Genomic DNA, 12,262 nt, shown 5'->3' on the forward strand with positions numbered 1-12,262 from the left:
CATTGCTTGTTCAATAAAGGCGTTTAGATCCTTTTTTAGTTGCGATAAGGTTACCTTACTCCTTAAAAAGATTGTATGAATTAGTGTAGCCGATTCAATGTTAGCTCTTATTTGAGCTGGTGCAGGGAGTACATTTGTTTGGGGATGGATCAATAGTTTTATGGTGTATTATAAATCTGCCAATATAGATGACGGTGAATACTGGCCACAATGGATGGTTGAAGCGTTTAATGCCACATCGCAAGCAAAGCTCGCCGAAATCAAACAACGGTATCATGTAAAATAATAAATTAAAATAAAATAATAAAAGGCGTTTGATATCTGAAGTTTTTATACCAGCATAATTTTTCCGTTTTTATAAAAAGTTGAATGAGTCATACCATATTTACGGCAGAGCTATTTAATTGGAATGCATACTCTATATCCTTTTAAAATAGATACGATTTGAGAGGATTTTCTATTTTCGGTTCAGTTTATTTTAGAGGGGGAATGTATATTTTCAGTGCAAAATAAAACAATTTAAGCATAGATGATTTCGGGTAATTGAACATCCCATGGTTTGTTATCTAGCTGTTGTACTTTTTGGCAAGCAAATGCAAGCCCAATAGGTAAAATTTGTTGGGTTTGATAATCTGCTAGTAATCGGTCATAAAATCCGCCTCCCATGCCCATACGATAACCTCGTTGATCAAAAGCAACCAATGGTGTAAAAATAATATCAAGTTGGCAATAAGGACGTACATTTAATACGCTTAATTCTGGTTCTAATATACCAAATTTATTTTTTATAAGTTGAGTTTGGCTAGTATATTTTAAGAAGAGTAAATGTTTGGAGGAAAATGGGTGAATAATAGGTAAATAAACAGATTTATTTTGTTGCCATAAATAATTAATTATAGGTTGGGTTTCGACTTCGCCATCAAATGATAAAAATATAGCAATATTTTTTGCAGCATTAATCGCTTGGTGACGGGCAATTTTTTGATATATAGCTTGTTGTGCAATCTCACGTTCATCGGGAGATAATTGTTGTCTTTTTTGACGGATAATTTGCCTAATATTCATCAGTTTTCACTGTTGCTGCAAGTTCGGAAGAACACTCCAAGATGTCGTTAGGGTCGTAACCCTTGAACCCAAGGTTCAAGGTGAACATCGTGTTTTAATTTTTAGGTTTCCTTACAAGTAAGGCATACACACCAACTAAAAGTCACTCCGTTCTTAAGTTAAGAATATCGGCTCAGGGGACTAACCCGCATCGCGATCATCTCAGAGATGGATACCATAATACAAAATTTAACGGATCATACAATACCATTTGTATTAAATTTACAATTTAAATGGTTAATTGTTGGGATTTAAGGCAGAATCAAGTAATTGCTGTAACATTTTAAGCCGATTACCAAACTCATTGCTTTTTTCTTTTTCTTTGGTTAATTCATAAGAAATGTTTAGCGCGGCAGTCATAATAAGTTGATCGCTACCAACTTGTGGAGACTTTTCTCGTAAATTTGTTAAGCGCGCATCAAGATCCTTTGCTGCACAATTAAGTGCGTCGACTTCATCAACCGGACAATTAAATTTTAATGTTCGTCCAAAAATTTGAATAGTGACAGCTTGAGTTTCCATATTTAACCTATTGATTCATAAAATTATTAATTTTATCGATAATGTGCTTTTGGTCTAATCCCATCTCTTGTCTAATTTCGCTTTGCGCTCCTTGAGAAATAAACTTATCAGGGAGTCCAATATTTAAAATATCACATTTTATTTTTTTCGATAATAAATATTCACCGACACCGCTACCGGCACCGCCTTTAATACTATTTTCTTCAATAGTGACAAGTATATTATGAGTTTGGCTAATGTGCAAAAGGACTTTTTCATCTAATGGTTTAACAAAACGCATATCAATGACTGTAGCATTGATTTGCTCAGCTGCTTGTAAAACTTCGGTAAGCAAAGTGCCAAAATTAAGTAAAGCAATATTCTTACCTTGTCGGCATAATTTAGATTGCCCTAAAGGAATTACGGTTAATGGTGTTAATTGTGTACCAGTGCCTTCCCCTCGAGGATAACGCACTGCCGCAGGTCCATGATGTAAATAGCCTGTGTACAGCATTTGCCGACATTCGTTTTCATCACTCGGTGTCATAATGACCATATTAGGTACACAGCGTAGATAACTTAAGTCAAATGCACCTTGGTGAGTTTCGCCGTCGGCGCCAACGATGCCAGCACGATCGATGGCAAATAATACAGGTAGGTTTTGAATGGCAACATCATGAATAACTTGATCGTAAGCGCGTTGCAAAAAAGTTGAGTAAATGGCGACAACGGGCTTTAAGTCACTAATTGCAAACCCAGCGGCTAGGGTAACAGCATGTTGTTCGGCTATTGCAACATCAAAAAATTGGTCAGGATAACAATTGGCAAATTTTGTCATGCCCGAACCTTCACTCATTGCTGGTGTTATTGCCATTAAACGTTTATCATTTTGCGCCATTTCGCATAGCCAATCGCCAAAAACTTGCGAATATGTTGGGATTGCTTTTGTGGCGATAGGTAAGATGCCTTCATTAGGATTAAATTTTGGTACGCCGTGCCATAAAGTCGGATCTTTTTCAGCTGGCGCATAACCTTTGCCTTTTTGTGTAATCACATGGAGCAGTTGTGGGCCTTTTAGTTGGCGAACTTTTTGTAAAGTTGTCACTAGACCATCAACATCATGCCCGTCAACAGGACCTATATAATTAAAACCTAGTTCTTCAAATAAGACGGCTGGTGTGATTAATCCTTTTAAGTGTTCTTCCGTCTTTTTAATCAGTTCTTTTAATGGCGGAATATTTGCTAATACACGTTTGCCACTTTCCCGAAAAGAGGTATAGGCTCTACTTGATAAGATTTGAGTAAGATGTTGGTTTAGTGCGCCAGTATTTGCTGAAATCGACATATCATTGTCGTTAACAATCACTAGCATATCAGGCTTAACATGACCAGCATGATTCATCGCTTCAAATGCCATACCTGCTGTTAAAGCGCCATCGCCAATAATGGCAGCCACTTTTTTACCCGATTGTTTTTTTTGTTCGCTAATTGCAATTCCAAGCGCCGCACTAATCGAGGTCGAAGAATGTCCAGTGGTTAGTACATCATATTCGCTCTCATTACGATGAGGAAATGGATGAAGTCCACCTTTTTGGCGTATAGTAAGCATTTGGTCTCGGCGACCAGTCAAAATTTTGTGAGGATAAGCTTGATGACCAACATCCCAAATAATTTTATCAAAAGGTGTATGATAGACATAATGCAGTGCTGTGGTTAATTCAACCACACCTAGCCCCGATGCTAAATGACCACTCGATTGACTAACACATGCTAGTAAATATTGCCTAAGCTCGCGACAAATCGCCGATAACTGTGACTGAGGAAAACCTCTTAGATCCTCGGGCGAATCTATCTGTTTTAACAATGGGTAATTATCTAAATTCATTATGTAATGCTATATTTTAGTTAGTTGTTAACTATTACGATTAATAATAAAACCAGCAAGATCCTGCAATGGCTGGCTATTATAAGGTATTGGCTTTAGACTATCGATAGCTTGCTGATAAAGTTGCTCAGTGAGTTTTATTGCGTTATCAAGTCCAATTAATGCAGGGTATGTGCTTTTTTCATGAGCCAGATCTGAACCTTGCGGTTTACCCATAATAGATTGCTCACCAATGATGTCTAAAATATCATCTTGAATTTGAAACGCCAGTCCAATTGCTTCGGCATAGTGATCGAGTGTTATAAGGTATGGTTTTGCTATATCATCACAAGCAAAAGCACCTAAACGAATAGCTGCTTTGATTAAAGCGCCAGTTTTATAACAGTGGATTTTTTGCAAATGTTCAAGGTTAATTGACTGATGTGTGGCTTGTAAATCGAGCGATTGACCAAGGCACATACCGGTAACACCACTGGCATGGGCAAGCTCAGCTATCATTTTGATTTTAGCATCTGCATCGATTAACTCACTGCCTGCTAATAATGAAAAAGCTAAGCTTTGCAAGGCATCACCAGCCAATATTGCTTGTGCTTCACCAAATTGGATATGGCAGGTTGGTTTGCCTCGGCGTAAATCGTCATTATCCATGGCGGGTAGGTCGTCATGAATCAATGAATAGGTATGAATTAATTCAATGGCGGCAGCCGCTTCGTCTAATTTAGAAAGCGGGCAATTGAACAGTTGGCCTGTTAAATAGACTAAAATAGGTCGAATCCGTTTGCCACCAGCCAGCAAGCTGTAACGCATTGCTTGTTGAAGTGTGGATGGCTCAATTTGTGAAATACAGGTAGTTAAAAACGAGTCAATTCGTTCTTGTAATGGTTTTAAACTATTCATTATTATCATTTGAGAACTCTGACAGTTCGGCATCACTATTTTCAGATAATAAAATCTGAATGCGTTGCTCGGCTTGCTGTAACTGTTTTTGTCCTGCTTTTGCTAATTTAATTCCTTTTTCGAACTCAGTTAGCGCTTCATCTAATGGTAAATCGCCGTTTTCTAGTTGAGATACAATGGTTTCGAGCTGTTTAAGTGTCTGTTCGAAACTTACTTCTTTGTCTTGTTTTTTTGCCATTTTCAATTCCTCTTTACGTGTGATGAGTATACACTTATTTCAAATAATCGTGAATCACGGCGTTTGCTTATTTATCACAGCGCAAGCGATATTAATGCTTGTTAACCTTTGATTTAACGATTAGCTAATTTGTTGATTTGCTCTCATCTTCGTAATTCGATTCTTCCATTGCTAATAAGGTAATATTTGGATTAATCGGTTTTTTAACTTCAATACCCATTTCACGGAATCGTTCAATTTGCCCAATTACGTTTCCACGACCTTTTGATAATTTGTTCATGGAATTTTGATAAGTCTGTTGTGCTTTGTCTAAACAACTGCCTAGGTTTTCCATATCTTCAACAAAGCCGCGCATTTTGTCGTACAGTTTACTTGCTCTATCAGCAATCAGCTCTGCATTACGATTCTGATATTCAAATCGCCATAAATTATGAATAGTTCGTAACGCCACTAACAATGTGGTTGGGCTGACTATCATAATATTATTTTTTAAAGCATCATTGATTAATGCAGGATCATTATCAATTGCGCTTAAAAATGCGGGCTCGACAGGGATAAACATCAAAATATAATCTAATGAATTAATGCCAATGAGTTTATGATAATCTTTTTGGCTCAGTTGCTTTAAGTGGTTACGAACAGCTGCTAAATGTTCGGTCATCGCTTTCGCTTTAATTGTTTCGTCATCACTATTAAAATGACGCTCATAGGCAACTAATGTTACTTTTGAATCAATAACCACGTCCCCGCCTTGCGGTAAGTGAACAATAACATCGGGTTGTAATCGTTGATTACTGTCGTTAGTTAAATTGACTTGAGTTTCATATTCATAACCTGAACGTAATCCTGAATTATCCAGAATTTGGCTTAGGATAAATTCGCCCCAGTTCCCTTGGGTTTTGTTATTGCCCTTTAGCGCATTGGTTAAGTTGGTTGCTTCTTTGCTCATTTGCTGATTTAGTTGTTGCAAGCTACGAATTTCATGCGTGAGTGTATGGCGTTCTTTAGCCTCTTGACCAAAACTATCTTGTACTTGTTTTTTGAAACCTTCTAGCTGTTCTTTGAGCGGCGAAAGTAAAAAATCAAGGCTTTGTTTATTTTGTTGCTCAATCTTTTTGCCACTTTGTTCAAAAATACGATTGGCAAGGTTTTCAAATTGAGTCGTGAGCCGTTGTTCACTTTGTTCTAATATCGTTTGTCGTTCTTGGGTGGCACTTAATGTTTCTTCTAAACGCGTTTTGAGTTCACTAATTTTGACATTTTGCGCTAGATTTTGTTGTCGATACTGATCTAATTGATGCTCCAGCTGTCTTACTTGAATTGTTAAAGATTGGTTTTCTTCCTTTTTTTGGATTAGTTGCAGATCAAATAGTTGATGTAAATTGTTAATTGTTAGTTGAGATTTTATCGTTAACACTAATAAAATGACAGCGACGATACCCATCATAATGGCAATCCATGCCGTTGATCCTAAAGCATTGAACATAATTAAGCCCTTTCAAAAGTAAATGACATCACGTCATCCAAACTATCGCAGCTTAAGGCAAGCATAATTAAACGATCTAACCCTATAGCAACCCCCGCACAGTCTGGAAGACCCGCTTCCATGGCGGCGAGTAACTCAATGTCAATATTTTGTGCAGGTAAGTTTTGATTTGTGCGATCTAAATTATTTTGCTCAAAACGCATACGTTGTTCATGTGGATTAGTCAGTTCTTTAAAACCATTCGCAAGCTCAACGCCTTTGTAATAGAACTCAAAACGGCTCGCTACCCGATGATCTTCTGGACTAATAGCTGCTAATGCGGCTTGTGATGCTGGAAAGTTGAATACTGCAATAGGTTTATCTTGCCCAATATGCGGTTCAACACCAAAAGTGAACAAGCATTGGAGTAATCCATCTTTATCATAATTGTCACTATTAAGCCCAATATCAAGTTGGTTTGCGGCATTAACTAAGGTTGCGTGATCAGCTTCTAAAGGGTCAATATTAAGATGACGTTGAAATACCTTTTGATAAGAGATACGTTCAGCTGGTTCACAATCTAAAATAGTTTGCAATAAGTCATCGACTTCATTGATCATTTGCATCATATCAAATTGGATGCGATACCATTCGAGCATGGTAAATTCAGGGTTATGATAACGACTAACTTCTTCATGATTACGAAAACATTTGCACATTTGATAAATTGGACCACTACCAGCGGCTAGTAAGCGCTTCATGTGATATTCAGGGCTCGTAATTAATGACATTTGTCGCCCTTGTTGCCCTTCAAGCTCCCCTGGTTTTAAGAATTTAGTGTGAAAAGAGCTTAAATGCACGTCTGTTACTGCATATTGGCTTAAGGTCGGTGTTTCAACCTCTAAAATACAGCGATCAGCAAAAAATTGGCGTACTTGAGAAACAATTTTTGCGCGCTTAAGTAAATTATTGATAGATGCAGAAGGTTGCCAAGTCATAAAAATATCCATGGGTTTTTGATTAGTTACTAAAAGAAGTGAAGTAGGGCAAAAGCCCTATTTCTTATTGTTGGCGTTCATTTTGCCATAATGAGAACAAATTGTCGTATTTTTCTTGTTGCTGCCAAATATGACGATGTAATGCGGAAAGAATAATAGGATCTTCTAAAATTGCTAACTGTTTTTCTTTACTCATTTTTTCTAAATCTATGTGTTGATACTGCGCAATAAGCTCACGGCGTTTTTGTTGGTTTTTATTATTAAATCGATGTCGTGACGTCGATAAAGCGCAAGCTAGCGCATTATAGATAGGATCGACCAACGCCATAACAAAGCCATTTTCAATAAATGCCGCTTCAGTTTTAACTAAATATTCACCTGTAAGTGTGATTGCTTTTGCAGGGTGGGTTTCTTCTGGTGTTAAAAATAACCCTGCTTTTTTTGCTTTCATACCAATGCTAGAAAGTCCCGATACCCTAATTACTAAAGGCGAAATGGTTAAAGGTATTAATATTGCGATATACCAATAAGTAAATTGTGGATTCAGCCAGATTATTATCCCTAGCCATACAATGCCTAATAGCGACAGTGGCCAACAAAAATAAAATGATTCACCCCATGTTAACGCATCGTCACTTCGGGAAGGTGATTTCCATTGAATTTTGCTACCCATCCATGCTCTAAGTACAAATTTACTATGGAAGATCATGCGTATTGGCGCAAGGATCATCGACCAAACCATTTCAATTAGTATTGATAAGGTTAATTTAAATATACCGCCAACATCTTTTGCACCTGTTCTGGTTATAATTATACCATAGCTGAAGAATTTAGGGGCAAACAGCAAAAACATTGTGGTTGATAATAGCTGAATTGCTAATTGCTCATCCCACCTTGGCCAAGTTGGATAAAATTGGTTAGGTTGGAAGAAGTATTGGGGTTCAGAAATATTAAACACCAATAATAATAGTGTTGAAAATATTAAAAACACCAGCCACAATAATGAAGAGATATAAGCCATACCACTAGTTGCAAACATGATGCGGTGTGTTAATTTAATACCGCTTTTGAAAATTAACCTTAGGTTAATTAAGTTGCCCATACACCAGCGATTGTCACGTTTTAGATCTTCTATCATATTACCGGGTAGCTCTTCATAACTGCCGTTCATATTATAAGCAATCCAAACACCATAGCCGGCACGACGCATAAGTGTTGCTTCAACCAGATCATGCGATAAGATATGAATTGGTCCTTTACGTTTTTGAAGTGGCGATAATATGCAATGTTCTATAAAAGGTTTTAAGCGAATCATGGCATTGTGTCCCCAATATTGTGCTTCGCTTAGTTGCCAAAAATGTGTGCCAGAACAGAAGATATCGCTATAAATTTGGTTAGCAAATTGTTGAATACGTCCGTAAAGCGTAGTCATTCTGACGGATTTTGGCGGGGATTGTAAAATGCCTGCTTTAGGGGTCATTTCCATCATGGCGATCATTTTTAAAATACAGTCACCAGTCATAATGCTGTCGGCATCAAGGATCATCATGTATTCGTATTGGTTGCCCCAACGACGGCAAAAATCGTCAATGTTACCGCTTTTACGTTTTACTCGACGTTTGCGGTGGCGATAAAAAATATTGCAGCCATTATTTTGTTTTACTGCATTAAATTCAGCCCAAGCTTTAAGTTCGTTAACATATAGATCGGGATCGTTAGTATCACTTAAGATAAAAAAATCACAGCAAGCTGCATGACCTGTTTCAACTAAGGATTGATAAGTTGCTTGTAACCCAGCAAATACACGAGCGACATCTTCATTACAAATTGGCATAACAAGTGCAGTTCGATGTTTAACGCCAATATGTGATGCTGGATCATTAGGAATAGCAATAGTGTAACGGTCTTTACCCATCACTGCTAATATTAGCCCCATGATGCTGGTCCAAAAACCAATTGAGATCCAACAAAACAAAATGGCGAACAAAGTAATAATCGCACCTTGAACAATATAAGGTATTATACTGTAAATGGCTAATTCGGGGTTGATATCCCAATTAGCCATAAAATTAATTTTTTGCCAACTTTGATAAGGCAGTAAAGACGATAGGTAAGTCGTTCCGTAATATGTTTGCACAGCAATGAGCGCAAACATAATAAAGCGACGAATAATGGCAAGGATATTAATGCCATGTTTTGACTTGGCAGTAAAGCGTTGATTCCATATTTGAGGTTGAATTGAAACGCGATCAACTTTAGGATAACTCGGCTGTTGCCTTCGGTCATCAATAAAAGAAGATGTATCACCAACTTGATTTAAACGATATTTTAAAAACTCGACATCGTCAGGTGGCATTGCATTGTTTTCACGTTTCTGACGCCAAACTTCAGCGTCAGAAAGATGGGCAAAGTAATCTTTTTTCATATTTTTATCATAATAATATAACAATTATTGTGCGGGATATTGCCCACTCCAAGTTTCGGAAATCACTTCATTAGTTGCTTGCGAAGCGAGTTGTATGCGAATATCAGTTGCTCTTTTACTGTCTTCAACATTGAATCGGACAATTACTCGCCAACCTTTAATTACTGGATTGTATTGCGTGTCACAACTTACGATAGAACCATTAGTAATACTTGAAATCACATTGACTGGCTCATTTTCTGATAATCCTGAACCAGCAAAGTCAATCACATATGCATTAGAACCATCAAGTTTACGAATTAAATTAGCTTGTTTTATATCACCTAATGATAAGCGTGTGCTAACTGCTCTTGCAACATTATTAGGATAACGTTGCTTTTCGTTTAACGAATAATGTAATCGATATTTGATATCAAGTGCATCTCCCGCTTTGTATTGTTTTTCGGGTACCCAAAATGTGACGATATTATCGTTAGTTTCATCAGCTGTTGGAATTTCAACTAATTCAACTCGACCTTTTTGCCACTCATTTAGCACTTCGACCCAAACACTTGGGCGTTTTTCATAGTGATCGTCAAGATCTTGATAATCATCAAAACCTTTATCACGCTGAATTAAACCGAACGCTTTTGGGTTTTCTAAGCTATAAGATGAAAACGATAAACGCTTAGGGTTATTTAATGGGCGCCAGATCCACTCGTTATTATTCGCTAAAATCGACAGACCATTAGAATCATGCATTGCGGGTCGGTAATTTAGCAATGGTGATGGTTGATTAGGTCCAAATAAAAACATACTGGTTAATGGCGCTATGCCTAATTTTTTTACAGAATTGCGGAAAAAGATTTTCGCTTGTACTGTGATGGTGGTATCAACACTTGGTACTAGTGTAATTTTATAAGCACCAGTTACACTTGGAGAATCGAGTAATGCATAGATAACTAAATGCTTTTGGTTTGGTTCAGGCCTTTCAATCCAATACTCTTTAAAACGTGGAAACTCTTCACCCGACATTTCTCCAGTATCAATAGCAAGCCCTCTAGCTGAAAGACCATATCGCTGATCTTTACCTACTGCGCGAAAATAACTTCCACCAAGTGCTGAAAATATTTCGTCGTCGGTTTTTGTTGGCGTATTAATTGGATAATGGACTTTAAAGCCAGCAAAACCTAAAGCTTTAGTGTCTAGTTTATCAAGATTAATTTGGCTTAAATCAAAATAACTAGGATCATATTGGATTGGGTTAACTTGATTATCAGCAATTTCATTGATTTTTATTGGAACGTCAAAGTACATTCCTTCATGATAAAACTCAAGTTTGAAACGGCTTTTTCGATCACCCCAATAGGCCTTTTGATGATTAAAGAGAATTTTTTGATAATCAGCAAATTGTAAAGACGCTAATTCATTTGGTATATTTTTAGATGGCTGAACATAAGCTTTTTTGGATGATTTTTCGGCTTTTGCAACCACATCATCAAACGAAAAAGCCCACGAAGAAAAGCTAATGCAAGAAACGCAAGCCATGCAAAGCACCTTGCTAATTAGTGTTTGACTAAAAGGATTATTGGGTAAAAAATTGTACATAAAGGCTCGCATTATTATCTAAAAATATTGAAGTAGTTGATAATATTATCTTTTGGGGCACTTAAGCATTTTTCGACATAATCTACTTTCATTTCTTGAAGGATGCTCGGATTTTCATCGATCAGGAAGTGAGAATAGTTATCTTTAGCAATCTTTGCTTTTAAGGATAATATATCTTGTTCAGACATTCTAAATTGTGGTTGAAAATATTGGGTTATTTTAGTGGTATCTTTTGTATAAATTGCAGCAACAAAATCGGCTGAATCCTGACAATAATTTTTAATATTGGTGTCAGTTGCTTTTATTTTGCTTAATTCAATATCATGTTCAGCTTGGCTCTCTTCAACTACTTTTTTGAGTTGCATACTATACTTTAATTTATAATTTTCGTTCAGATAAAAATTCAACACACATGATGACTGGTTACTATCACCTCTGCAATTTAAAATGCCATGTTTGGTAACATAGTTGTCGAAGTTTTTATCACCAACAATCTGAATTAATTGATTTTTAGCATCAACGACATAAGGATCGTTGGTTTCAGTTTGTTGTTTTAATAGAGATAGCTGATCAGCTTGTGAAATCGTTTCTTTATTTTTTGTTGGTGAAACTTTTTGGGCACAACTTGCGACAAGAATAGAGACAATGGCGCATATAAGGATGTTACTTACTTTCATTTATCAAATTCCATGAATATATTCTTGAGTATAATTACAAAGTGAGCAAATTTGCTACTCATTTAATCCTGTTATTAGTAACAACCGTTACTGATAACGATTATTATTGTAGCGCAAAATTATATACTCTTATTGTTTTAAAAACACTAGCAGATTAAATTAAATTTAGAAAAAACGTGCTATATAGCGATATGGCCGTTTTTTCTAATGTTTGCATATTTTTTTATTATCGACTGTAAACTCAGATTCATGAACAACAGAAGGTTTAAATTTACCTTTTGATTTGAAAAAAGCGATAAGTTGCTCGGCATTCATATCAAATTGAGAACAAGTATGAAACTTTGCATTTGTGCCAAACTTGTCTTTGATGGCATTAAGTAAGGAAGATTCTGTGTAGTTATTCCCATCCATCATATGCAAAACTTTATGTCCGTGAATTGACATTATAGCCCCCCCAAGTTGTTGTTCATTTAAGTCATGAAACT

General features: G+C 36.6%; 12 protein-coding genes and 1 other RNA gene. 1 reads left to right on the forward strand and 12 read right to left on the reverse strand.

Annotated elements, in window-relative coordinates:
- Positions 1-160 precede the first annotated feature (160 nt).
- Positions 161-286 (forward strand): hypothetical protein, encoded by a 126-nt coding sequence (locus ACYIAL_RS01720; RefSeq protein ID WP_255458423.1) that lies wholly within the window; start codon positions 161-163, stop codon positions 284-286.
- Between the two features lie 233 nt (positions 287-519).
- Here ACYIAL_RS01720 and ACYIAL_RS01725 read toward each other — a convergent pair whose 3' ends face one another.
- From ACYIAL_RS01725 to ACYIAL_RS01780, 12 genes are all read right to left on the reverse strand, one after another.
- Positions 520-1,065: a 5-formyltetrahydrofolate cyclo-ligase gene (locus ACYIAL_RS01725; RefSeq protein ID WP_483750805.1), complete on the reverse strand. Its 546-nt coding sequence runs from the start codon at positions 1,063-1,065 to the stop codon at positions 520-522.
- Positions 1,066-1,095: 30 nt separating this feature from the next.
- Positions 1,096-1,276: non-coding RNA, 6S RNA (ssrS, locus tag ACYIAL_RS01730), on the reverse strand.
- A 65-nt stretch (positions 1,277-1,341) separates the two neighbouring features.
- Positions 1,342-1,626, reverse strand: coding sequence for a cell division protein ZapA (gene zapA / locus ACYIAL_RS01735; protein ID WP_065638104.1), 285 nt, complete (start codon positions 1,624-1,626; stop codon positions 1,342-1,344).
- Between the two features lie 7 nt (positions 1,627-1,633).
- Entirely contained in the window at positions 1,634-3,490 is a 1,857-nt protein-coding gene (gene dxs / locus ACYIAL_RS01740; RefSeq protein WP_483750806.1) for a 1-deoxy-D-xylulose-5-phosphate synthase, read from the reverse strand.
- Positions 3,491-3,517: 27 nt separating this feature from the next.
- The gene (gene ispA / locus ACYIAL_RS01745) at positions 3,518-4,387 is read right to left on the reverse strand and encodes a (2E,6E)-farnesyl diphosphate synthase (protein WP_483750807.1); all 870 of its coding nucleotides are present in this window, start codon (positions 4,385-4,387) and stop codon (positions 3,518-3,520) included.
- Positions 4,380-4,625 (reverse strand): exodeoxyribonuclease VII small subunit, encoded by a 246-nt coding sequence (gene xseB / locus ACYIAL_RS01750; RefSeq protein WP_085247520.1) that lies wholly within the window; start codon positions 4,623-4,625, stop codon positions 4,380-4,382. The genes ispA and xseB overlap by 8 nt, the downstream gene beginning before the upstream one ends.
- Positions 4,626-4,749: 124 nt before the next feature.
- Complete coding sequence (gene rmuC / locus ACYIAL_RS01755) at positions 4,750-6,072, reverse strand: DNA recombination protein RmuC (RefSeq protein ID WP_483750835.1); 1,323 nt, start codon at positions 6,070-6,072, stop codon at positions 4,750-4,752.
- 41 nt (positions 6,073-6,113) lie between these two features.
- A complete protein-coding gene (gene epmA / locus ACYIAL_RS01760) occupies positions 6,114-7,088 on the reverse strand; it encodes an elongation factor P--(R)-beta-lysine ligase (protein WP_483750808.1) in 975 nt (324 codons plus the stop codon).
- 64 nt (positions 7,089-7,152) lie between these two features.
- Positions 7,153-9,513, reverse strand: a complete 2,361-nt coding sequence (mdoH, locus tag ACYIAL_RS01765; protein ID WP_483750809.1) for a glucans biosynthesis glucosyltransferase MdoH — start codon at positions 9,511-9,513, stop codon at positions 7,153-7,155.
- Between the two features lie 24 nt (positions 9,514-9,537).
- A complete protein-coding gene (locus ACYIAL_RS01770) occupies positions 9,538-11,040 on the reverse strand; it encodes a glucan biosynthesis protein G (protein WP_483748249.1) in 1,503 nt (500 codons plus the stop codon).
- Positions 11,041-11,114: 74 nt separating this feature from the next.
- A complete protein-coding gene (locus ACYIAL_RS01775; RefSeq protein ID WP_483748250.1) occupies positions 11,115-11,777 on the reverse strand; it encodes a hypothetical protein in 663 nt (220 codons plus the stop codon).
- A 204-nt stretch (positions 11,778-11,981) separates the two neighbouring features.
- Positions 11,982-12,221 (reverse strand): YecH family metal-binding protein, encoded by a 240-nt coding sequence (locus ACYIAL_RS01780; protein WP_483748251.1) that lies wholly within the window; start codon positions 12,219-12,221, stop codon positions 11,982-11,984.
- Between the last annotated feature and the right edge of the window lie 41 nt (positions 12,222-12,262).

The organism is Gilliamella sp. X-57 (genome assembly GCF_057063565.1).